Consider the following 21,965-nt stretch of genomic DNA (forward strand, 5'->3'; position numbering starts at 1 on the left):
AACGAGAAAACAGACCTCGGACGATGTATTTGCGGTTGGCACATATAAGTCTGCAGATCTTCGAAAGATATGCTTGGTCCGAGCCCTGTCGATCTGGCACTATGTGACAGCTCAAAACACTACGCATTTCGAGCAAACATTATGATATCCGATAAACTTATTTCAAAGATCAACACGATACCGGAGATGTATTTTGCCTGTCATTACCGACAATCCCCCCGCCCCAATTCAAGATGATCTGAACGCGCTTGCGACAAGCCTGGATTCAGAAATCCCAGCCAAACAAGCTGATAACCTGCTCATCGCGACTTGGAACATCCGCTCTTTCTCGTCCCTGACGCGTAAGTGGACCGCGTCCTCAGACGATTCACCCAAGCGTGACCTGCGCGGATTGCGCGCGATCATCGAGATCCTCTCGCGTTTCGATGTAATCGCCGTGCAGGAGCTCAAAGGTAACCTCCGTGCCCTGCGTGATACGATGCGATTTCTGGGGGATGACTGGGATTTCCTGATGACGGATGTGACCGCTGGGGAAGCCGGAAACAACGAACGTCTGGCCTTCATTTTCGACCGAACCCGCATCAGGCCATCCGGATTGGCAGCAGAGTTGGTTGTGCCCCCGGATCGGCTGGAAAGAGTGGGGGCGGATGCCCTGCGAGAGCAGTTTGTCAGAACTCCGTACGCGGTCAGCTTTCGTAGGTCGGGCACCACCTTCATTCTTGTCACGCTTCACATTCTCTTCGGAGATGTAGCCGCAGACAGAATTCCGGAACTGGCTGAAATCGCTGACATCTTCAGAGACTGGGCCAGACGATCAAACAGGTTTCACCACAACCTCATCTGTCTGGGCGACTTCAACATCGATCGCGAAGGTAGCCCGTTATTTGACGCCTTCACATCGACCGGCCTGCGCATTCCGGATCAATTGCGCAATCTGCCACGAACAGTGTTTGATGATCCCGGCGATCCAAGTGATGATAACTACTACGACCAGATTGCCTGGTTCACCACCGGTTCCGGCGCGCTGATTGATATTGAACTGCGGTCCGGTGGAAATTTTGATTTTCTTCCCTTCGTCTACACCGATACCGATTTCAGCAGGAATTCGATCTCACACAGGGTATCGGACCATTTGCCGCTTTGGTGTGAATTCGGGTTATAAACAACGTCCCTGATTATCATTGTGGGCATTGAAGCACGTGATCGTTTAGCCCGAACCCAAGTACCGCTTTCGGATTTGTTTTGGCGGGCTCCCAAAATGCTGATGCATAGCCCGCGAGAAGCTCGAAACCGTTTCAAACCCGCAAGATAGTGCGATCTGGGTCACTGATAGTTGTGAATTAACCAGCAGTTGGTGGGCCGCTTCCAACCGCCTGCGGCGATAGTATTCCGACGGCGTCATCTGGTAGGCAGCACAGCAACGCCGCCGTAACTGTTTTTGCGACAGACCCAGTTTGGTGCAGATATCCTGAACGGTGAATGGGTCTGAGATGTTGTCCACCATCAATTGATGCATCTGCAAAAGCGCTGGATCCGCTGTTCGAATATGGCGCTGGGGGGTTTCACTGCTCCGGGGTCCACCATGGATCATCCCGTTTGCCGTTGCCTCCGCAAGTTCCTGATCGATATCACGGGCGATCCAGGCAAGCATGGCATCACCGGTCGCTGTGCCTCCTGCCGCCGTGAGCCTCTGTTTATCCAGACAGAAAATCTTATCCGCGATGATGATTTCGGGCCAACGCTCGCGAAAGGCCGCTTCGGCCTCATGATGCAAGACGGCCTGACTGCCGTTTAACAATCCAAGCTCAGCCAGAATGATCGCCCCGGTATCAAGCCCGCCCAGCACGCGTGCCTCAGCTGCGGCGCGGGCAATATACGCCCGCACGCGTGACGTAAGATAATCCAGCGGACTGTACCCCGCACAAAGAACCACGAGGTCGGCATCGGGCGCACCCGACCAATCAAGTGTATCCGGCGCTATCATTGCCCCGTTTGAAGCCTGAACCGGTGTGTTGGTTGCGGTGCGGGTTTGCCAGACAATCTCGCTTCGGCCCGCGCATTTATTCGCGATCCGCAAGGTCTCGGTCGCCAGAACATAGGCAAGCATCTGGAATTCCGGGAAAAGGACAAAGCTGACTTTTTTCATACATGGGTATTCGGCGCATAATTTGGGGCAAATCAAGACAAATATCACCGCTCTGGATTTTTACGGTGGTAGCAGATTGGAGGAATCGCAATGAATATCATGACCCCGAAGCCAAGCGGCCAGCGCCCAGCAAACTGTAGTGATGCAGAATGGGAGGCTCGCTGCGAGCTCGCTGCCATCTACAACGCGCTGGTGAAGTATCGTCTGACGGATCTTACGAACCAGTGGCACGCCGTTCGGGTGCCCGGTGAAAATGCTCTTTTGACCCATCACTACGGCTGGATGCACGAAGAGGTCACTGCATCCAATCTGATCAAAGTTGGGTTTGATCGCACCAACCACAATCCGGAAAACGGTGAACCGAACCCATCGGCCACGGAAATAGGCAAGCTCTTTTTTGAAGCCAACCCTGACATGAACTGCATCATGCATATCCATACAAAGGCGATAATGGGAGTGTCTGCTCAGAAAGAGGGTCTGCAGCCACTAAGCCAAGCCTATCTGATGATCGGTGGCGGCGACGTGCTTGGATACACCGACTACGAGTTCGAGTGCACTGATGACTTTCTCACCGGGTTGCTCAAGGCGGGGATCGGCAAAAAGGCTATTGTCGAGGCATGGCATGGCGCATTTGTATTCGGAGCAACCGCCGGCGAAACATTCTTTCGATCCTTCTATCTCGATCAGGCCTGCGCCGTGCAGCTTGAGGTTCAGAAATCCGCAGCCGGTGGCGCCACTATTCGGGAGATCCCTGAACATGAGATCCAGCGTCACCTGACAGACATGAACAACAGTGATTGGTATGGCTATGAAGGCGAATTGGAATGGCTGGCCATTCGCAGACGCCTTGATGTCGAAGCACCCCATTACACAACGTAAGTGCCGGTCACTCCTGTCCGCCGATGGGTTCGCATCGGCGGACAGATTCACTTGTTCCATGAGTGGCGTGATATAGCGGCGCTATCGCCTTCCGACTGGCCAGGGTATTGGCCCGTGTGTCGGTCTGTGGGCTGCTACAGCTGATGGCTCATGTCAAACCCGCGCCCGCTCGAATTCTTCCCAAGCCTGGCGAAACTTGTCGAAATCGAAACCCGGCTGTGTGGCCGCATCTAGAACTATGCGCTCAGTAGCGAAGAGTTTTTGAATTGCTGCTTCGAGTAGCTCAATCAAATCGGGTGGAATGACCAGCGCCCCATGCCGGTCCGCATGGATCAGATCACCGGGGTTGACCCTAAGACCAAATACGGAAACAGGCGTGTCGATCTCGCGAACATGAACAAAACCGTGGCTTGGCCCAACCGACCCCGCGACAACGGAAAATCCGTCAGGAAGGTCTCCAAGGTCGCGCATGACCCCGTTTGTCAGCGCGCCCGACATACCAAACCCTTTATGCACCGTAGTGTTGATTTCGCCCCAATACGCGCCGATGCAATCGGGATAATCCAGATCCTCGATCACCGCGACTGACGGAGCGGGCGCTTCGGCCATGTATTTATAGTAGGCCATCCGACGTTCTTTGATGATTTCTGACGGCTCGGATGGCGGATTTACGGCAGCGATTTTTGCAGTACGGGCGTAGCCGACAATAGCGGGTTCAGACGGGGCCGAGCACAGCATCGTTCCGCGTGTGAAACTATCAAAACCGCGTTTACCCTGCGCGACTTCGATGGCGTTGCAGACTGTTGGGGTATCAACTTTGCGCAGCAATGCCAAAAGGGACGGTGTCATGAATCCTCCAGCCAGCGGATCAGGGCCGCCGTTGTTTCGTCGGGTTTTTCCAGAGTGGGCAAATGCCCTGCATCTTCGATGATTTCGAGCGTGCTGTTGGGCAGCAGATCATGCATCAATTCATGCCGTTCAACGGGGCACAACCCGTCTTCTCGGCCACACAGGACCAATGCGGTCCCTTGATAATTCAACAGTGTTTCCGTTTGATCCGCGCGGTTCATGAGAGCCATGGACTGACGCAGAAAAACCTCAGGCCCAAGGTCCATCGCCATTTCCATACAAAGGTCCAAAATGGCACCCTGTCTCGGGCCATCGGCAAGGTAATTCGGCTTCATCTCATCCCGCATAACCTGCCGAAGCCTGCCATCGCGAACAGCTTCAATCTGAGGGCCTCGTCGTGCCTTTACCTCATCAGTTTCAGCAAGCGGGTTCGTGTCCAGCAACGCTAACCGCTCAGCCCGGTCAGGCGCCTGCCGTAAGATTTCCATTGCAACGATCCCGCCCATCGACAAACCAGACAAGGCAAATACGGGCGGTGCGTTTTCTAGTATCTCTGAGGCAATGAGCTCAATGCTCTCTTGCCCCGACAGAGGAAACGTCATCAACGGTCTTGAGCCGGACAACGCATTGATCTGCGGCCCAAACAGGCGCGCATCACACATCATCCCCGGCAAAAGAACCAGCGGTGTCATCGCGCAGCCAGCTTTGCGCCTTCGGACAAGGAAGTCAGTTTGGCATAGGCGATTTCCGGATCAACGGCGCCGAAACCTGCGAACGTACCAAAGCCGCAGTCGCTGCCCGCAATCACGCGGTCTGCGCCCACGATGTCGGTAAAGCGTTCAATGCGCTGCGCAACAAGCTCCGGGTGTTCCACGAAGTTTGTCGTCGTATCAACCACCCCCGGCACAAGGACTTTATCGTCCGGGATTTCAGTCTTACGATCCCGAAAGACAGTCCATTCATGGGCATGGCGCGGGTTTGAGGTTTCAAACAGAACATAGCGCGCCTTGGTCGACATCAGGGTATTGAACACCTTGTCCATAGCGATGTCACAGCAATGCGGGCCTTCGTAGTTCCCCCAGCAAATATGAACGCGAACGCGATCCTGCGGAACGTTCTCAAGCGCATGGTTCAGCGCTGCAACATGCATGTCGGCAATCTTGACGAACTCATCATCGGAGAGGTCGGTGAACAGCATATGGCGTGACAGCGCCAGATCCGGGCAATCCAGTTGAAGATCCAGACCGGCGCCAACGATGGTCTCGTATTCTTCTTTCATGGCATCGGCCAGCGCGCTCAGATAGGCCTCGCGCGTAGGGTAGAAATCGTTCTGAAGGAAAAGAGAGATCACCCCCGGCGATGCGGCATTCATGAATCCGCGCTCCGCACCATGTTGCGCCATCGCTGCTTTGAGGTTGGCGATATCCTTCTCAAGCTCACCCTGCCCCTTGGACCGTACCTCGCCGGTACACATCGGGCGTGCGTATTGCGGTGTACCACCATCATCGGCAAGCCGCTGCAGAAAGCTGGGGAACATCTTCAGGTCCGCAGGGGCATTTCGCGGACTGTCGCCGGAAAAGCCCGTATAGCGATCCTTTACGTAGGTGGCATAAGAGATCTTTGAGGTCTCGCCATCGCTGACGATATCGACACCAGCCTCAACTTGTTTGCGCACAGTCTCAGAAACGGCTTTTGCCATGCAGCTGTCAAACGCGCTGGCATCGTAGGGCTTTTCGTTTTCGCGGGCGAAGATAAAATCCACCACTTCCTGTGTGCGGGGCAGAGACCCAACATGTGTGGTTTTGACGGTCATCAGAGCCTCCTCAGATTTTTCGGGCCATCAGAATGGTATGACTTTGGGTTTCCGGGTCTTCGGCGAGAAAGCCGGTTAGCAGCAGCCCGTTTTCCTCCAGACACGAGGCATAACCGGCGGGGGACAGCGAAGCGTGATAAACGATCTCCGCCCCTACCGTGCCGCTTGCCTCGCCCTCGCTTGGGCCGACAGTCAGCATGAGCATCCCACCGGGCCGCAAATGATGCGACATGCGTGCGATACAGGCCTTCTGTTCGTCCGCCGTGAGATGGAAAAAGCTGTTCCATGCAATGATGCCGTCGAATTTCTGATCCAGTTCGAAATCACGCATATCGGCGTATCGCCAATCACCCTCTGGCCAGCGTTCCCGTGCGATGGACAACATCGCCTCGGAAAAATCGACGCCTGTAACGTCAAAGCCTTCGGCCATGAACCAGCGTGCAATAGGATCACCGGCGCCACACCCCAGATCCAATACATGGTCGCCGGGTTTCAGGCTGGCCGTGAAGCGCGCCAACCAGCGCGCTTCAAACAAGGCCTTTGAACGACGTTTGTCGTACTCGGTGGCCTGCCGCTCGTAGACGGCATGGGTGTCATCGGGGTTTGCGTTCATCCTGTCCAGGTTGCTCCTGCCGGGTCATCGGTTGCAGTGATCCGGTACAGGCCCGCCTGTCCGGTCATTGATGGTTGTACGCTATAGGATTCGCCGGGCAGAACCAAAGCTGTGTCTCCGGTCGACAAAGTGACTACATGTCCATCAATCGAGACACGCCAATGACCACTGGCCGGCATCAGAACAACCGGTTTATCTGCAGCCACCGGGTCGGCCACGCTGGATCCACGTCCTAGGAAGTCGACGTCGAAACCAGGTTTGTCCTTGATCAGGCCGTTTTCACCAATCACCTGTGCGGGTTTGTTGGCCGATAACGCCATCAAGTCCCAATACCGCGCGACGTATTTTCCAACGACATCTTCGACCGGAACCTCAGGGTAGTTTTTCAACTCCTCCTCGGACAGCAACGGCATTGGGCGCACATTATGGGGTAGTTCCTGACCCTTTTTAGAGTCGTAGAGAACGCCGTTGTCGCCCAGCATCAAGCCATGCGCTTGGGCATCTTCAATGACTTGCGGAGCCCAGGTCACACCGCCACCGGCATCATCCCCGCCCAGGATCGACATGATCATACCGTAATCCTGACCGACGTTTTCGAAACCACGGAAAATACCAGTCGGGATGTTGAAGATATCGCCTTCTTCAGCAATGAACTCGCCTGCCGTTCCGTAGCGCCCCCAGAAAAACCGCCAACGGCCCTTGGCGACAAAGAACACCTCAGCCGTCGTGTGGCTGTGCAGCGAGTTTCGGCATTTCGGCGGCTGACCCGCAGCACCAATATTAAAGCCGATCTTGTCGGTGATGTGTACGTGCTGGTCAGGGGATTCAGAGACACCGCCGCCAATGATCGTAAAGTTCTCTTTCTGATCGCTGCCTGGTGTGTGGGCATCGATGAAGGCAGTTTTACAGGGCTGAAGTTCACCGTAGCGAACAATACGGGAAGAAATGGTTGACTTGGTCATGACGTTTGTTCCGATTTTTCGTTTTCAGGAAAGGAGGTTCTTGTGCTCGTGCAGCACAGGTCCTCACTCTCCCGGTGGACGCAGGTTCAATCGGCGTGCGCGCAGGCTTTGACGGAACATGTGGAACCGTCGGCTGGCCCCGGTCTCATGCAGACCATCCACAAGTATGCGATATGTGACCGGGTGAACCACTTAGTCCTCGCTGCCTTGCAACAGGATCTGTTTCCAGACCGACGTTTCATCGAACAAAGTATATTCGCGGCGCAGCTGCGGCTGACCGCCAATCAGTGCACCGAACTCGGCGTGACTGATCCCCAAAACATAAACCTGCGCGCCCGTTGGCGCACCAAACACGCCCCACCCGTCATGTTTGCCCCACAAGCTCCAGCGGATCGCCGCACGAGGGGGCATATCCGGATCGCTACGCCCGATCTGATGCTCGATCTTAAACTCAGCATTCGGAAAGCTTGCCCGCAAACCCATCCAGAAACGGTCGACCGCATCCCAGCCATGCCCGGTGACGCCGCCCACATATTCTGACTGAACGGCCCGGTCATATTCCGCCTCAATCGTACCCATGTCGGCGTTCATGATCCGAGTCAGAATATCGGCATAGCGCTGCCCCCATTCGTTGTCGTTGCCACGGCCTTTGTACGGTCCGGGCTGATCGATTTCAGGGGTCAGAGGTTTGACGCAGTTTTCCTTGCCTCCTTCGCGGGCGATAAGATCGGCGGCGTATTCCTTGGGATCCCAGCCCATCTGCCGGACGATGGCGCCCTGATCGCGGATCAACCATTCATCGTTGATCTGATTATCGATGGCATGGCAGTCGGCCAGAATCCGATAGCGCAGCTTAGTGCCGGTCGGTTTACCATATACACCCTCGGCCAAATGGGTGGCCGTCGAGATGATTCGATGCGAACTCAGCATCCCTTCTTCCGGTGTGCCAGACCAGATCACATCCTCGCCCAGCAACTGCCGATCCGGAAACTCGGCCAGCGTCGCCATGGTTGCGCCGATTACATTCTGATTGCCCAACACCACCGATCCAGGTGAGCGTACCACGATGTCTTCGCTGTAATACTCATGCAGTGTCGCGATACCCCGATCTTCCCAGATCTCTTTGGTGATACCGATGATATAGTCGGGGAAATCCCGAAACTTGGGATCAAAGCCTTTCATGAATTCATCCTTTGAGGTGTCCAGCCTTTGGGCAGACGTGCCGATGTGCGCACGATCAGCGGCCCATCGATGGCGACTTTGCGTGCCGCCGCAGCTGTCGGGTTTTCGATATGATCCAGCAGAGCATCAACGGTCTCGGAAACCATCAAATTGGCCCGCTGACGAATGGTCGTAAGGTTGTAGGCAAGCCATCCGGCCTGAGGGACGTCATCGTAACCAACGACAGACACGTCTTCGGGCACGCGCATTCCCAACTCGAAACGGATGACATCCATTACGGCCAGCGCCATATGGTCATTGGCGACGAATACTGCATCGGGTCTTTTTTGCGGCTCGACGTCAAACATCCGACGTGCAGCTAAACGCGCTTTCTCGGTGTGAAAATCTCCTATTTCGTGCGCATACAATTTCCGGCCTGCATCGTTGAGCGCGGCGCGGAAGCCGGCCTCGCGGTCCCGCTGGGTTGAGGCGCCCTGCCAACCGGCAATATACGCGATACGACTGTGCCCGGCGGCGATCAGAAATTCCGCAACTTTGCGACCACCGGCATAGTTGTCGGAAGTAACAGACGTGATCCCGTCGAGGTCCTGGCTGCGGTTGAACAAAACCACGGGCACGCCTGCCTGCTGGCAGCGGGTGGCAATGTCTGAAGACATGGCAACGGATGCCAGAACGACGCCATCGACTTGATAATCAAGGATTTCCTCCATCACGTCGTCTATGTTCCCAGCGGTTCTGGAGGCCATGAAAATCAGGACGTGATAGCCCTGTTCCTGCAAGGCATTGGACAGTTTCTCGAGCGCCTCGGGGTAGAAGTAATTGTCCAGATAGGCGACCACCAAACCGATGATCCTGCTTTTGCCGGACACCATCGCGCGTGCCAGTACGTTGGGGCGATAACCGAGTTCAGATGCCGCCTTGCGCACTTTTTCCTCGGTCTTTTTGCTGACAGAGGCACCGGGCGTGAACACGCGGCTAACGGCAGACTGGCTAACGCCGGCCAATTGGGCAACCTGGAGGGATGTTACTTTCTCAGCCATCAGTCTGCCGTCCAACCTCCGTCAATCAACATTGAGGTGCCGGTAACCAGTGCCGAGGCGTCCGAGGCGAGGTAGCGTACCGCGCCCATGATGTCTTCGACTTCGCCCACGCGATCCAGTTTGATCTTCTCCATGATCCATGCGGCACGTTCAGGATTGTCGAATGTGGACTGGGTCAGCGGCGTTCGGATGAAAGTCGGACAGACCGTATTTATCCGAATGCCCTGTTTGCCCCATTCGATGGCCATGGATTTGACCATGCCCTCCAACCCATGCTTGGTCGCGCAATAAAGCGCCCGGTCGACCCCGCCAACATGCCCCATCTGGCTGGAGATGTGGATGATCGAACCCGGCTTTCCTGCCTTGATCAAAGCGCGGGCGGCATTGGCCGACAAGAAGTAGGCCGAACGCAAATTGATGTTGGTGACAACATCAAAGTCATCGGGTGTTGTCTGGATAGCCGGGCTGTGGCGCGCCACGCCCGCTGAATTCACCACGATATCGAAGATGCGGTGATCAAAAAGCTGTTTCAGGGCGTCCAGATCACCCTGATCCATCACAAGCGCTTCGGCAGACCATCCCTGCTCTTTCAGAGCGGTAACTGTCTCATTCAACCGATCCGCCCCTCTGGCCGCGCAAACAACATGTGCACCCGCCTCGGCCAGCGCTACCGCGCACCCCTGTCCGATACCTGACGAGGCTCCGGTCACAAGGGCGGTTTTTCCACTCAGAGAAAATGATGGGGTGCGCGGCAATTCAGTCATCAGTTCATTCCATCCGGTATTTCAATACGACCCATATTTCGGGCTTTATTGAATTCCCGCAGACGGGCAAAGACGTCAACGCCAAGCTGACGATACGCATCCAACAAATCAACGAGCACCCAGTTTTCCCGGATCTTGCCGCCTTCCAAACGCCAGAAATCCAGGCTGCGCATGGTGATCTTCTTACCTGATGGCGCGATACCCATCCAACCGTCATCTGTGACGGTTTGGATCATGTTGGGCCAGCCGGTCACGGCCGCATATTCCCCGTCACCAAAGAAATGATAGGTGATGTCGTCTACATATTTTCCGCGGTCCGGCATACCGTTGAGAAACGGGATCTGATGCCAGTTGCGGAAACCTGCTATACCGCGTCCGGTGCCAATGCCTGATGGACCGTACCAGTTCATGCGCGGGTGCCAGAACCGCTCCATCTCCATCACTTCGGGTCCACCTTCGGACGGGTGCTTTTTCAGATGATCAAGCATGTCGATGATGTGCTGACAGGTCTGTTTTCCCTTGGCTTCATCATAAGGACCGGGGACAAACCCGTCCTGAGTGGCGGGTCCGGGGATGTGCCATTCACGGCCCAGACTTGGCGCCATCGGCCAGGCATTCGCCTGCATCATGACTTCGGGGATGTCCCATAGTGCCTGCATCTCGACAATCTTGCCGTTTTCGAAGCGGAAGAATTCATGAAACCGCATCGTGACCTGATGACCCGTTGGGGGGATATCGAGCCAGGGGCCGGCGAAAACACCGGTGTAATACCCGCCGCATCCGACCCAATCTGCGCCGAACTCATCCGGCCCGGCCATGACGATGTAATCCCGACGCTCAAGATCAGGCCAGGCGGCCAGCAAGTCCTTATAGCCGGTGTCATAGAAATCATCACTGCCGATGCTGTCCCCAAAGGGATGACACAGACGGAACACGGCATCCGATGACGTGATATCCGCGAGGACCCGACGCACGCCAGCCTCGTTGAAATCATACATCGCAGCCCTGAGCGGTTCGATCAGGGCCTTGTGATGTGTGTGTTTGTCACTCATTCGGCAGCGTCCCGGTAAGGCGCTGGCGCACCGTAGGGAACATTTATCCCGCCATATCGACGCACACGAACGTTGCACTGTTCAGCGTGACCAACGAACCCCTCAAGCATGCACAAGCGTGAGCCATACTCGCCGATCAGCGTTGCCGCCTCATCAGTCAGGACCTTTTGGTAGCTGTGTGTCTTCAGATACTTACCAACCCAAAGACCACCGGTGTATCTCCCAGCCTTCTTGGTCGGCAGCGTGTGGTTGGTGCCAATCACCTTGTCCCCGTTCGAAACATTGGTGCGTGGCCCAAGGAACAACGCCCCATAGCAGGTCATGTTTTCAAGGAACCAGTCGTCACGGTCAGTCATCACCTGCACATGTTCCGAGGCAATGTCATCGGCAACCTGCAACATCTCATCATAGGTGTCGCAGACAATCACTTCTCCATATTCATCCCATGACACTTTGGCGGTGTCTGCTGTTGGAAGGATACCCAATAGACGGTCAACTTCGGCCAGCGTGTCTTCGGCCAGTTTGCGCGAATTGGTCAGCAGCACACAGGGGCTGTTGTACCCATGTTCGGCCTGACCAAGCAGATCCGTGGCGCAGAGTTCTGCATCTGCGGCGGACTCGTCAGCGATGACCATCGTTTCGGTCGGACCTGCGAACAGGTCGATACCAACACGTCCGAACAGCTGACGCTTGGCCTCGGCCACGAACGCGTTGCCGGGACCAACCAGCATGTGAACGGGATCAATCGTCTCGGTACCCAGTGCCATCGCGCCAATCGCCTGAATGCCGCCCATGACATAGATCTCATGCGCGCCTCCAAGGTGCATTGCCGCAATCACAGCTGGATTTGGCTTACCGTTGAACGGAGGCGTGCAGGCGATGATGCGGGGAACACCGGCGACCGAGGCTGTAGCCACGGACATATGCGCCGACGCGACCATCGGGAACTTACCCCCAGGAACGTAGCAACCCACTGATTGTACAGGGATATTCTTATGCCCCAGAATGACACCTGGCAGAGTCTCGACCTCGATATCCAGCATCGAGTCGCGCTGCGCCTGGGCAAAGTTGCGCACCTGTTCCTGCGCGAATTTGATATCGGCCAACTCACGATCGGACAATTGCCCGATCAGGTCATCAATTTCCTGTTGGCTCAGGCGGAACGAAGCAGGTGAGTAGTTGTCGAACTTCTCACTCAGCTCACGCACCGCTGCATCACCACGAGTTTCGATGTCTTTCAGCGTCGCCTCAACCACGGCGCGGGTCTTGGCATCGTCTTGTGCCCGGTCAGCATCGGATTTGCCGCGTTTAAGATACTCGATTGCCATGTTTTCAATCCTCAGTTTTCGGGCCGGGGTGGAAGTTTTTCCCCCCGGTCAAATGCTTCCCAACCTTCACCGTTGAACACATCAACGCCCAGCTGTGCCGCAACATGGGCGAAATCGACATTGACCCAGTTATCGACGATCTTGCCATCGACAACTTTCCAGAAATCCATGTAGCGGATTTCGACCCGTTTACCGGTGGCGGGAATTCCCAGAAACTCACCCGAATGGGTCGCTTCCTGGCGTCCAAAAGCTGCAGCCCATTCACCCATGTAAAGGCGCGCTTCGTCGATGCAGACCTTATCTGAGAACGCGGCCTGAAACGGGCGCTGCCAATTGTCCTGAAACTCTTGCAGGCCGGTCTTGGTGCCACAGCCCTGATTGCCCATCCATCGGAATCCTTGGGTGAAGAACTCTCCTATATCGTCGATGCGGTGGTCGTTCAGACCATCAACCATTGTTTCGATGACGCGGCGTGTGTCGTCGGTTTTGCTCATGTCCGTGTCGCGGGTCAGAACCGCTTGTTCGGGACGGGAACCTTTCATCTTTCTATCCTTTCAGGTTGCCGAGGGGAGGGATTGGGATATGCGACCCCAATGCTCAGAAAGTCCCTCGGCATCCTGTTCAGCGCCGGGTGGCGCGACATGGCGTTATGTCGGGCGTTCTTGCTCATCAGCCTTTCACCGCCCCGGCAGTCAGACCGCTGACAATCTGGCGCTGGAAAATCAGCACGAGGAAGATCAACGGCGCGGTAATCGACACGGCAGCTGCCACAGCAACGACCTGATCGGTTGTTGTCGTCTCGCGATTGAACATGCCAACGATGGCCGGAACCATGGTCTGGTTCTGCGCATCAAGCAGCAGAGCGGTGACCAGAAAGTCGTTATAGGCCAGCAGGAAGCTGAACAGCCCTGTCGTGATTACGCCTGGCCACATCACCGGCATGATGACACGGCGGAAGGCCTGAAAGTGGCTGCATCCATCCACGCGGGCGGCCTCATCCAGCTCGGCCGGGATGTTCTGGAAGAACGAGCGCAACATCCAGATCGTGAAAGGTTGGTTGATCGCAACCAGAACAGCAATCACCGCGAAAGGCTTACCATACAAGGTCGGGGCGTTTTCACCCAAGATCGGGCTGAGCCATTCGGCCGAATTGATGAATACGGGCAGATAGCCTGCCACCAGAACCGAATGCGGCAATGCCCGAAACACCAAGGCGACGATAAGGATCCAGAAGGCCAATGTCGATCCGGAACGCGCCAAACCATATCCGGCCAGCGTTCCAACCGTCAGCGACACGGTAACCACACCGGTCGTCACGATCAGCGAATTCTTGAAATTGTTCGAAAAACCGCGATCGATCCAGACGGTCTTATAATGTTCCGTGGTCAGGCCAAGCACATCTCGTCCGAGAGGTCCAAAGAGTGGGTTCAACACGTTCAGGACAGCAGGCAAGATGAGAAAGAAGACCAGCAAAAATCCGACTAACAGCGCCAGCACACCGATCAGCCAGCCAAACCATTCCTGACCGGGCTTGGTGTAGGATTTTATCATCGAAGGCAGTGTCTTGGTGGCAGCGAAGATCGTGCCCCAGATCACAGCAATGCCCAGAACAATGTCGAGCAGTGACAATCCCTTTCCAACACCCAGCGTGGCAGGACCGAAGATCACATTCAGGGCGTTGCTGTCGAAAGCATCGACCGGTGACTTGAAGCTCATCACCACGATCCAGAAGATCGGGAAGGCTGCTATCAGACACCAAAGCGCCAGAAAGATGTTCGAGGTCAGACGCAGGCTGAACGGTTGGCGAAGCGCGCGTGAGGACATATCAGTGACCTCCTTTGTGATCGCGCCAGGTTCGACGCAGCGGAAGAATGAGCAGGATCACGACACCGATCATGGTCAGCATTGAGTTGGCCGAGGCCCGGCTGATTGATCGGTTGCCCGCCTGATCCGGAGTTAGGTAATCGAAGGTCAGCCACTGCAGTGAGATGACGTAGCCCTGACTTGAGAAGCCCACGATTTCTTCGAACACCCGGTAGGCGTCCATCAAATGGATCATCGACACGAATATGATCAGCGGCATCAGGTGTGGAATGACAATGTACTTCAGGCGCTGCCAGCGGGTTGCCCCGTCAATCACGGCGCTTTCGAGGCTATCCTGATTGACTGTTTGCAGACCGGCATAGAAGACAATGGCGGCGAACGGCGCCACGTGCCAAACGCGGTAAAGCATCATCAGAACTTCAATAGTCCAGGCTTGGGCAAACAGGGCTATGTCGCGGTTCAGCCACCATTCCATCATAGCAGTGAGGATGCCGTCACCTCTGAACAACCAATTGATCGACAGCACACCGATCACTGGCGTAATAATAAAGGGCAGCAACGATACAAAGATCACTGGCCCGCGAATAGACCGCGCCGCGTTGTTGATCAGAATTGCAATCCCTAGCCCGCAACCTACTACCAATGGCAGGGTGATCAGCGTGAAGGTCAGGGTAAACCGAAGCGCCTTCCAGAAGTTGATCGTGGACAGTACATGCCAACTGCCGTCGCTTATGGCCCGCCACGCGCGTTCAGGCTCCAATACGTTACGATAGCTTTGCAAGCCGACATATTGGGTTTGGGTAATGACCTCGCCATGCTCGTCAAGCTTTGGCTGAGACACCAGCTCGGTCACACAGGTTTGCGTCAGGAAACCCGGGGTGCAGGTTTCTTTTTCGACCGTCTCATAGATCGGCTGAGTGATGTAAAAACTCTGCTTGAACACGCTGACCAGAGGAAACGCAATGAAGAGAAGCATCATAAAGACAGAGGGGCCGACAAAGGCGGCAAATGTCCGGAAATTCATGGCTCTGCCTTTCTCATGATTCTCGAAGGGAGGGGACGGGAGGGCCGTAGCCCTCCCAGGGGAGGATCAGTTGCTGATCAGACCTGCTTCTTTCGCGGCAGTGACGTAATCTGCCTCGATATCAGCCAGTGTTGTCTGTGCATCCTTGGCGCCGGTCAGATAGTCTGCCAGACCGTTACCCAGCGCGGTGTGCATGATACCCATCGGACCAGAGGCCGGATACGCCTTGGCACCGCCTTCAGCCGAAGCTGCAGCACCAGCAGCCAAATCACCTGCTGAATACGCAGGGCTCAGCCAAACAGCGACGTCATTGTTTGCGCTGACCATATCGCTGTCCATGCCCTCAAGGGCGACGCGGAAGGCGGCGTCGGCCTCTTCGTCGCTCATGTTCGAAGCCAGAACGATACCGTCCCACCAGATGGTGGTCGCAGGTACTGCCGAACCCATTGGGGCCGCAGCCATGGTGACCTTGCCAACAACCTGGCTTTCGGCCTCATCGTTCATCGCAGCCGCCCGGCTGGCCCAGAGGTTCGCCATGGCGATCTTGCCCTGCTGGAACTGTTGCTGAACGTAGGTCGAGTCTGAAACCAGATACTCAGGATCCATGTACTCGGTCATAGCCTTCAGCGTTTCCAGTGCAGCTACGCCCTGCTCGTTGTTGATGGCTGGCATATTGCCATCGCCAAAGAACGAACCGCCCTCGCCAAGATACATGTTGACGAATTCCTGGCCGAGATTCCAACCGGTCTTGAACGTTCCACCAATCGGATAATCCATCACTCCCGCTTCTTTGATCTTGGCGGCAGCATCCAGAACGTCACCATAGGTCTTGGGTTCTTCGATACCCAGTTCGGCAAGCACGTCATCGCGATACATCAGGTGCTGTGCATTCACCATCATCGCGATCGCCATGGTCTTTCCGTCCACTTTGATCAACTGGTTGGGCAGCAAATCTTGACCATACTTCTCGACCAGATCATCCAGCGGACGGATCGTGCCAGCGTTTAGCAGTGGTACAAGAGTGGCGTTCGATACGCCGCCAATCTGATACAGCGCAGGATCTGCAGCAAAAGCTTCGGGCTGCTTTTCGCGGAATTCCTGATCCAGCGAAGCACTGAAGTTTCCGCATTCGGCCATCGCATCGGTGACGGCCTTCCACGCTTCAAAACCCGCCGAGAGCGATTTCAGCGGCACGTCATTTTCAAATGAACAAGCAGCCCAAGCGCCACTTGCAGCAATGGACATGGCACCTGCCATGAGGATCGTCTTGAGTTTCATGCGTTTCTCCCTGTCAGGATCGGTCCGTCGTCGACGTCCGGACCGGTGTTATGCCCGAATGGGCTGTTTGTGGGGTTGCTCCCCGATCCGCGCACCGCTTCCAGCTTCGAAGAGATGACAGATTTCGTTTGGCACCGAGAACGAAACGGTTTCGCCAATCTCGGCACGGAATGTTTTGTCCGCCTTTACGGAAACCAGAGCACCGCCAACCCGAACCGAAATCATGGTCGCGTCGCCCAACAGCTCCAGCGTGTAAATCGGTGCGGTGATCTGGCCATTACCTTCGGCAAGGCTTGCGTCTTCGGCCCTGAATCCCAGCGTCATGGGACCGTCTGGTGCGTCTACCGGAATTTCGACGTGTTCAGCACGGAACACTCCGCCCGCAACTTCGCCGTCCATCAGGTTCATCGCTGGTGAGCCGATGAAGCTGGCTACAAATGTATTCGCGGGTCGGTCATAGATTTCAGTCGGGCTTCCAACCTGCTGGACCACGCCCTGTTTCATCACCACGACACGGTCAGCCAGTGTCATGGCCTCAATCTGGTCGTGGGTCACGTAGATGGTGGTGACTGCCAGTTCATGGCTCAGGTTCTTAATCTGCGCTCGGGTTGAAACCCGCAGCTTGGCATCCAGGTTCGACAGAGGCTCATCCATCAGGAACACGTTCGGCTCGCGCACAATGGCGCGTGCCAGCGCAACACGCTGCCGCTGACCGCCCGACAATTCAGCCGGCTTGCGATGCAGAAAATCATCCAGCTCGACCATCGCGCTGGCGCGGCGAACCTTTTCATCATGCGTTGACGGATCAATGCCGCGAACCTTCAACGGAAAGCGGATGTTCTCGTAGACATTCATGTTCGGGTACAAAGCATAGCTCTGAAAGACCATCGCCACGTCCCGATCCTTTGGTTCCAGATCGTTCACTACTTTGCCATCGATCAGGATATCGCCTTCGGTGACATCCTCGAGCCCGGCAATCATGCGCATTGTAGTGGTCTTGCCACAGCCGGACGGCCCCAGCAGCACCAGAAACTCGCGGTCGGCGATTGTCAGGTCGAAATTGTGAACCCCAACAAAGGAGCCCCAACGCTTACCGACATTACGCAGTTGAATTTCCGCCATGGTGCCCCCTGCTACGGATTCGTTTTGCATACGTTTGCAAAAACTGTAATCGGCACTTGTCAATTCTGGCAAGACTTTTTTGCATACGTATGCAAAACTGGTTTAGAGCAGTGATTCATTGCTCCGATGTAACAAGCGTAACATACTGCAAAGAAACGGTAATACAGTGATCTTTCAAAACGAAAAAAAACTCGTCTCTTCGTTTCATGACGAGCTAGACAAGGCAGATAGAGCAGATTTACCCTCAATATTTGAGCGATTCTGCGCGCAGGATTTACGGTGGCATGGCTCCCACCCATTCAATGAAATCACTGGCGGCGCGCAGGTGGTGGATGCGTTTTGGCGACCGCTGAAACGCAGCCTGACACGCTTGCAACGACGGCAAGACATATTCTTTGCCGGAGAAAACTCACTGGATGATAAGGGTGCTATCTGGGTTGTCTCGATGGGGCATTTGATGGGCCTGTTCGACAAGCCCTGGCTGGGCATACGCCCCACCGGCAAATTGGCCTTTTTACGCTATTGTGAATTCAACAAAGTGTCTGAGGGAAAAATCACCGAGACGGCAATGTTCTTCGACATTCCCCATCTCATGGTGCAGGCGGGTCAGAATCCTTTCCCCCCGCAAACAGCAGCTCATCTCGTTCAGCCGGGACCGCTGACCCATGATGGGATCTTGGAAAAGGATGCGCCTAAGGAAGAAGGTCAACGCACCCTCGCCGCGATCAACGCCATGATTGCAGACCTTGGGCAATGGGATAGCGGGTTTTCGCTGACAGATGAGTTGGCCCGCACATGGCATGACGACATGATCTGGTGGGGTCCGGAAGGCATCGGCGCGACCTACACGATCGAGCGTTATGCCAAGCAACATTCAGGCCCCTTCCGTGCAGCTTTTAAGGATAGGTCAAAAACCAATCACATCTGCCGTATGGCCGAAGGGCACTATGGCGGTTTTTTTGGCTGGCCGAATTTCACTGCAGCCCCAACTGGCGGCTTCATGGGCATGCCAGCGACCGGAAAGGCAGGTGAGTTTCGCGTGATTGATATATATCGCAGGAGCGGTGACAAGCTGGCCGAAAACTGGATCTTTATCGATCTGCTGCATTTCTGGAAACAGCAGGGTGTCGATATCCTTGAACGGACTACCGGGATTGAGACGCCATGAGGATCGATGCGCATCATCATTTGTGGGACCTGAACGCAGTCCACTATCCGTGGCTGATGGAAACCGGCACGCCCCGGTTTTTTGGTGACCCAACTCCGATCCAGCGAGACTATCTTCTTCCCGAGTTCCGAAAGGATGCCGAAGCATACGGTTTCAAGGCATCAGTTCACATTCAGGTTGGCGCTGCGGACCCATGGGCCGAGGCCAAGTGGGTCCAATCTGTGGCCGATCAGTACCCGGATTGGCCTCTGGCGCAGGTCGCTTATTGCGACCTGACCTCGGATGATCTGCCTGACCAGCTGGACCGCCTGCAATCACTTCCATCGGTACGCGGCGTACGGCAGATCATCGGTCGGTCACCGAGTGAGGACGCGAAATCAGGTACGAATGATCTACTGGAAAACCCAAAGTTTCTGGACGGTCTCAGAGAGTTGGGTGAGCGGGGCCTGTCATTCGATCTGCAGCTATTGCCGGAACTGATGGAACAGACTGCCCGGGTATTGGAGCGTGCGCCTCGAACAAAAATCGCTTTGTGCCACGCCGGTTCCCCGCATGATCGATCGGAAGATGGCCTGGATGCGTGGGCCATAGCGCTGCAAAACCTGTCTTCGATGCCTCAGGTTTTTTGCAAACTTTCAGGGCTTGGTATGTTTGATCACGACTGGTCAGCGGACAATGTCAGAGCCATTGTTGAAACCTGCCTGTTCCAGTTCGATCCTGAGCGCTGCATGTTCGGCTCAAACTTTCCGGTCGACAGCCTGTCCTCGACCTATACAGAACTCATATCAAGATACACTGCCCTCGTTCCCGATACTCAGTGGGAAGATATCTTCTACAAAACATCTGCAGGGTTTTACGGATTTGTAGCAGAGTAGGCCAACGAAGCGCCGAACCGGGCCTTGGAACTATCTGCGCCAACGCAAGTGTGAGACCAACACATCTAATAGAGAATGACTGTTATCAGACATGTAGAAGCGGCAGCTTTGATGCTGCCGCTGCAGGATGAATTGACCCCTGAAACCGCCTAATTCCGGTCAGGCAGCAGGTGTCTTGAATTGCTGATCGAACAGGCTTCGGAAGCTGCCATTCTCTTCCATCAGCTCCTCAAGGTTGCCCTGTTCGATAACTTCACCATCCTGCACAACCATAATTCGGTCCGCTTCCAGGATCGTTGACAGACGGTGCGCAATCACGATCGTGGTGACATTTTCTGTCAGCTTATCCAGAGCCTCTTTGACCAGAGCCTCGGATTCGGCATCCAACGCGCTTGTCGCCTCATCAAGCAGCAGAATTTCTGCATTCCGCAGAATAGCGCGCGCAATCGCCAGACGTTGCTTCTGACCGCCGGACAGGAATGCGCCATTCTCGCCAACCTCTGTGTCGTAACCTTCCGGCAATTCACTGATGAAATCATGCGCATGTGCCGCACGCGCCGCGGCTTTCACCTCTTCGTCAGTCGCATCAGGACGCGCAAAACGCAGGTTTTCCATCACGTTGGTCGAAAACAGGAAAGTATCCTGACCCACATAAGATATTTTCCGCCGCAGCGATGCAAAGCTTACATCAAGCAAATCCTGACCATCGATTTCAACAGACCCCTCGTCAGGATCATAAAACCGCATGATCAACCCAAAGATCGTGGATTTCCCGCCACCTGATTGCCCCACAAGAGCAGTGGTTTTACCTGCCTCGAAGGTCAAATTCATATCTTTGATGACGGGCAACGATCCCTGATAACCAAATGTCACGTTGTGCATCCGAATTTCACCCGGGCCCGAGCGCAGCTGTTTCGGCTCCGTGCTTTCACGCATCGGATCTTCTTCGTCCAGAAGTTCGAACATCATCCCAATCGGCACCAGCGCGGTTTCGATGACAACACGCATGCGTGACAGACGCTTTGCCGGTTCGTAGGCCATCAAAAGCGCTGTGATGAATGACATCAGCTGACCTGCTGTCGGTGGTTCCGACCCTGCGATTCCCATCGTACTGACCACAAGAACCCCGGCCACGGCAAGCCCGGCCAGAAACTCCATCAGGGGGCTGGCAACAGACTGCAACTTGGCAATGTCGTTGGAACGCTTTTCTACCGCAAGGATCGCCTCATCCATGCGCTCGGTCATGTGACCTTCCAGCGCGAACACTTTGATGACCTTGATCCCACCCGAAGTTTCCTGAAGCACACGGATGATCTCAGCCAGTGACTTGAGGTTGGACTGCATGATTTTTCGTACGCTTTTCAGCAAGTAACGCACGCTCAGCAACGCAATCGGGCCAACGACGAAGAACAGCACCGAGAGAACGGGTTGCTGATAGACCATGACGAAAACGAGACCCACCAGGGTAAGGGCGTCGCGTACGAAACTGGTCACGATCACGTCAACCAGCTGCCGCGCGGCCTGTGCTCCATAGGTCACGCGCATCAGAAGTTCCGAGGACTCAACCTTGGAATAGAAGTCAACACCGCGCCGAAGCAGCTTTCGATACACGTTCTCTTGCTGCACCGCGATGATACGGTTACCCGCACGCGCCAGAAAAACAGACTGTATGTATGAAGCGACCGCTTTGGTGAAAAACAGCGCAACCACACCCAACGCGATCAGATGTACCTGAGACCGCATATCTGGGTTGGTCATGGCATCGACGATGTTTTCCATCATCCAGGCGGTGCCCGCAGTTGTACCAGCAACAACGGCCATCGCAACCATCGCTATACCGTACAGCCACCCTTGACCACGGATACTGTCACCTACCAAACGGCCGATATAGCCGGATCGCCATTTCGTCCAGGCTTTCCTGATCATTCCGTTCTCCAAAATCTCATCATTATTAACCTGTCACGGCCATGTCTGTCACACGCCGAAAGTTCCACAACGAATTGGACTCAACGCAAAAGACGGGTTGCGCCTAGTTATGCGGGACGG

Annotated in this window: 21 protein-coding genes; 4 read left to right on the forward strand and 17 right to left on the reverse strand. The window is 55.3% G+C overall.

Annotated features, from left to right (window positions below):
• The first annotated feature begins 193 nt into the window (after positions 1-193).
• Positions 194-1,162: an endonuclease/exonuclease/phosphatase family protein gene (locus ACR0IO_RS12035; RefSeq protein WP_480741897.1), complete on the forward strand. Its 969-nt coding sequence runs from the start codon at positions 194-196 to the stop codon at positions 1,160-1,162.
• 45 nt (positions 1,163-1,207) lie between these two features.
• Here the strand turns inward: ACR0IO_RS12035 and ACR0IO_RS12040 are convergent, their stop codons facing one another.
• Positions 1,208-2,146, reverse strand: coding sequence for a GlxA family transcriptional regulator (locus tag ACR0IO_RS12040; protein WP_480741898.1), 939 nt, complete (start codon positions 2,144-2,146; stop codon positions 1,208-1,210).
• Positions 2,147-2,236: 90 nt separating this feature from the next.
• Between ACR0IO_RS12040 and ACR0IO_RS12045 the strand changes: the two genes are divergently transcribed.
• Positions 2,237-3,025 carry a class II aldolase/adducin family protein gene (locus ACR0IO_RS12045; protein WP_480741899.1) on the forward strand — a complete coding sequence of 263 codons (789 nt, stop codon included), beginning with the start codon at positions 2,237-2,239 and terminating at the stop codon, positions 3,023-3,025.
• Positions 3,026-3,178: 153 nt separating this feature from the next.
• On the opposite strand, the gene ACR0IO_RS12050 is transcribed toward ACR0IO_RS12045, so the two are convergent.
• From ACR0IO_RS12050 to ACR0IO_RS12120, 15 genes are all read right to left on the reverse strand, one after another.
• Positions 3,179-3,874 carry an RraA family protein gene (locus ACR0IO_RS12050; protein WP_480741900.1) on the reverse strand — a complete coding sequence of 232 codons (696 nt, stop codon included), beginning with the start codon at positions 3,872-3,874 and terminating at the stop codon, positions 3,179-3,181.
• A complete protein-coding gene (locus ACR0IO_RS12055; protein WP_480741901.1) occupies positions 3,871-4,566 on the reverse strand; it encodes an alpha/beta fold hydrolase in 696 nt (231 codons plus the stop codon). Before ACR0IO_RS12055 ends, ACR0IO_RS12050 begins: the two co-directional genes overlap by 4 nt.
• Positions 4,563-5,687, reverse strand: a complete 1,125-nt coding sequence (locus tag ACR0IO_RS12060; RefSeq protein WP_480741902.1) for a cobalamin-independent methionine synthase II family protein — start codon at positions 5,685-5,687, stop codon at positions 4,563-4,565. Before ACR0IO_RS12060 ends, ACR0IO_RS12055 begins: the two co-directional genes overlap by 4 nt.
• Positions 5,688-5,697: 10 nt before the next feature.
• On the reverse strand, positions 5,698-6,300 hold the full coding sequence (locus ACR0IO_RS12065; RefSeq protein ID WP_480741903.1) for a class I SAM-dependent methyltransferase: 603 nt from the start codon (positions 6,298-6,300) through the stop codon (positions 5,698-5,700).
• Positions 6,297-7,262 (reverse strand): cupin domain-containing protein, encoded by a 966-nt coding sequence (locus tag ACR0IO_RS12070; protein WP_480741904.1) that lies wholly within the window; start codon positions 7,260-7,262, stop codon positions 6,297-6,299. Before ACR0IO_RS12070 ends, ACR0IO_RS12065 begins: the two co-directional genes overlap by 4 nt.
• 192 nt (positions 7,263-7,454) lie before the next feature.
• A complete protein-coding gene (locus tag ACR0IO_RS12075; RefSeq protein ID WP_480741905.1) occupies positions 7,455-8,444 on the reverse strand; it encodes a nuclear transport factor 2 family protein in 990 nt (329 codons plus the stop codon).
• Positions 8,441-9,484: a LacI family DNA-binding transcriptional regulator gene (locus ACR0IO_RS12080; protein ID WP_480741906.1), complete on the reverse strand. Its 1,044-nt coding sequence runs from the start codon at positions 9,482-9,484 to the stop codon at positions 8,441-8,443. The genes ACR0IO_RS12075 and ACR0IO_RS12080 overlap by 4 nt, the downstream gene beginning before the upstream one ends.
• Positions 9,484-10,248, reverse strand: a complete 765-nt coding sequence (locus ACR0IO_RS12085) for an SDR family NAD(P)-dependent oxidoreductase (protein ID WP_480741907.1) — start codon at positions 10,246-10,248, stop codon at positions 9,484-9,486. Before ACR0IO_RS12085 ends, ACR0IO_RS12080 begins: the two co-directional genes overlap by 1 nt.
• On the reverse strand, positions 10,248-11,300 hold the full coding sequence (locus tag ACR0IO_RS12090; RefSeq protein WP_480741908.1) for an ester cyclase: 1,053 nt from the start codon (positions 11,298-11,300) through the stop codon (positions 10,248-10,250). The genes ACR0IO_RS12085 and ACR0IO_RS12090 overlap by 1 nt, the downstream gene beginning before the upstream one ends.
• On the reverse strand, positions 11,297-12,628 hold the full coding sequence (gene hisD, locus ACR0IO_RS12095; RefSeq protein WP_480741909.1) for a histidinol dehydrogenase: 1,332 nt from the start codon (positions 12,626-12,628) through the stop codon (positions 11,297-11,299). Before hisD ends, ACR0IO_RS12090 begins: the two co-directional genes overlap by 4 nt.
• An 11-nt stretch (positions 12,629-12,639) precedes the next feature.
• The gene (locus ACR0IO_RS12100; RefSeq protein ID WP_155148326.1) at positions 12,640-13,170 is read right to left on the reverse strand and encodes an ester cyclase; all 531 of its coding nucleotides are present in this window, start codon (positions 13,168-13,170) and stop codon (positions 12,640-12,642) included.
• A gap of 127 nt (positions 13,171-13,297) precedes the next feature.
• Entirely contained in the window at positions 13,298-14,452 is a 1,155-nt protein-coding gene (locus ACR0IO_RS12105; protein WP_480741910.1) for a carbohydrate ABC transporter permease, read from the reverse strand.
• A gap of 1 nt (position 14,453) precedes the next feature.
• Entirely contained in the window at positions 14,454-15,428 is a 975-nt protein-coding gene (locus ACR0IO_RS12110) for a carbohydrate ABC transporter permease (protein WP_254436822.1), read from the reverse strand.
• Positions 15,429-15,542: 114 nt separating this feature from the next.
• Positions 15,543-16,754 carry an ABC transporter substrate-binding protein gene (locus ACR0IO_RS12115; RefSeq protein WP_155148332.1) on the reverse strand — a complete coding sequence of 404 codons (1,212 nt, stop codon included), beginning with the start codon at positions 16,752-16,754 and terminating at the stop codon, positions 15,543-15,545.
• 48 nt (positions 16,755-16,802) lie between these two features.
• Positions 16,803-17,876 carry an ABC transporter ATP-binding protein gene (locus ACR0IO_RS12120; RefSeq protein WP_170333380.1) on the reverse strand — a complete coding sequence of 358 codons (1,074 nt, stop codon included), beginning with the start codon at positions 17,874-17,876 and terminating at the stop codon, positions 16,803-16,805.
• 166 nt (positions 17,877-18,042) lie between these two features.
• Here ACR0IO_RS12120 and ACR0IO_RS12125 point away from each other — a divergent pair, with 166 nt between their 5' ends.
• Both ACR0IO_RS12125 and ACR0IO_RS12130 read left to right on the forward strand, forming a co-directional pair.
• Complete coding sequence (locus ACR0IO_RS12125) at positions 18,043-19,044, forward strand: nuclear transport factor 2 family protein (RefSeq protein ID WP_480741911.1); 1,002 nt, start codon at positions 18,043-18,045, stop codon at positions 19,042-19,044.
• Positions 19,041-19,919 (forward strand): amidohydrolase family protein, encoded by an 879-nt coding sequence (locus ACR0IO_RS12130; RefSeq protein WP_480741912.1) that lies wholly within the window; start codon positions 19,041-19,043, stop codon positions 19,917-19,919. The genes ACR0IO_RS12125 and ACR0IO_RS12130 overlap by 4 nt, the downstream gene beginning before the upstream one ends.
• Before the next feature lie 159 nt (positions 19,920-20,078).
• On the opposite strand, the gene ACR0IO_RS12135 is transcribed toward ACR0IO_RS12130, so the two are convergent.
• Entirely contained in the window at positions 20,079-21,845 is a 1,767-nt protein-coding gene (locus tag ACR0IO_RS12135) for an ABC transporter ATP-binding protein (protein ID WP_480741913.1), read from the reverse strand.
• Between the last annotated feature and the right edge of the window lie 120 nt (positions 21,846-21,965).

It is taken from the genome of Ruegeria sp. CE12 (assembly GCF_056537525.1).

What these genes read in the sequence shown, in the direction of transcription:
- ACR0IO_RS12040 (WP_480741898.1), bottom strand. Translation starts at nt 2,146, where the DNA reads ATGAAAAAAGTCAGCTTTGTCCTTTTCCCGGAATTCCAGATGCTTGCC.
- ACR0IO_RS12045 (WP_480741899.1), top strand. Translation starts at nt 2,237, where the DNA reads ATGAATATCATGACCCCGAAGCCAAGCGGCCAGCGCCCAGCAAACTGT.
- ACR0IO_RS12050 (WP_480741900.1), bottom strand. Translation starts at nt 3,874, where the DNA reads ATGACACCGTCCCTTTTGGCATTGCTGCGCAAAGTTGATACCCCAACA.
- ACR0IO_RS12055 (WP_480741901.1), bottom strand. Translation starts at nt 4,566, where the DNA reads ATGACACCGCTGGTTCTTTTGCCGGGGATGATGTGTGATGCGCGCCTG.
- ACR0IO_RS12060 (WP_480741902.1), bottom strand. Translation starts at nt 5,687, where the DNA reads ATGACCGTCAAAACCACACATGTTGGGTCTCTGCCCCGCACACAGGAA.
- ACR0IO_RS12065 (WP_480741903.1), bottom strand. Translation starts at nt 6,300, where the DNA reads ATGAACGCAAACCCCGATGACACCCATGCCGTCTACGAGCGGCAGGCC.
- ACR0IO_RS12070 (WP_480741904.1), bottom strand. Translation starts at nt 7,262, where the DNA reads ATGACCAAGTCAACCATTTCTTCCCGTATTGTTCGCTACGGTGAACTT.
- ACR0IO_RS12075 (WP_480741905.1), bottom strand. Translation starts at nt 8,444, where the DNA reads ATGAAAGGCTTTGATCCCAAGTTTCGGGATTTCCCCGACTATATCATC.
- ACR0IO_RS12080 (WP_480741906.1), bottom strand. Translation starts at nt 9,484, where the DNA reads ATGGCTGAGAAAGTAACATCCCTCCAGGTTGCCCAATTGGCCGGCGTT.
- ACR0IO_RS12085 (WP_480741907.1), bottom strand. Translation starts at nt 10,248, where the DNA reads ATGACTGAATTGCCGCGCACCCCATCATTTTCTCTGAGTGGAAAAACC.
- ACR0IO_RS12090 (WP_480741908.1), bottom strand. Translation starts at nt 11,300, where the DNA reads ATGAGTGACAAACACACACATCACAAGGCCCTGATCGAACCGCTCAGG.
- hisD (WP_480741909.1), bottom strand. Translation starts at nt 12,628, where the DNA reads ATGGCAATCGAGTATCTTAAACGCGGCAAATCCGATGCTGACCGGGCA.
- ACR0IO_RS12100 (WP_155148326.1), bottom strand. Translation starts at nt 13,170, where the DNA reads ATGAAAGGTTCCCGTCCCGAACAAGCGGTTCTGACCCGCGACACGGAC.
- ACR0IO_RS12105 (WP_480741910.1), bottom strand. Translation starts at nt 14,452, where the DNA reads ATGTCCTCACGCGCGCTTCGCCAACCGTTCAGCCTGCGTCTGACCTCG.
- ACR0IO_RS12110 (WP_254436822.1), bottom strand. Translation starts at nt 15,428, where the DNA reads ATGCTTCTCTTCATTGCGTTTCCTCTGGTCAGCGTGTTCAAGCAGAGT.
- ACR0IO_RS12115 (WP_155148332.1), bottom strand. Translation starts at nt 16,754, where the DNA reads ATGAAACTCAAGACGATCCTCATGGCAGGTGCCATGTCCATTGCTGCA.
- ACR0IO_RS12120 (WP_170333380.1), bottom strand. Translation starts at nt 17,876, where the DNA reads ATGGCGGAAATTCAACTGCGTAATGTCGGTAAGCGTTGGGGCTCCTTT.
- ACR0IO_RS12130 (WP_480741912.1), top strand. Translation starts at nt 19,041, where the DNA reads ATGAGGATCGATGCGCATCATCATTTGTGGGACCTGAACGCAGTCCAC.
- ACR0IO_RS12135 (WP_480741913.1), bottom strand. Translation starts at nt 21,845, where the DNA reads ATGATCAGGAAAGCCTGGACGAAATGGCGATCCGGCTATATCGGCCGT.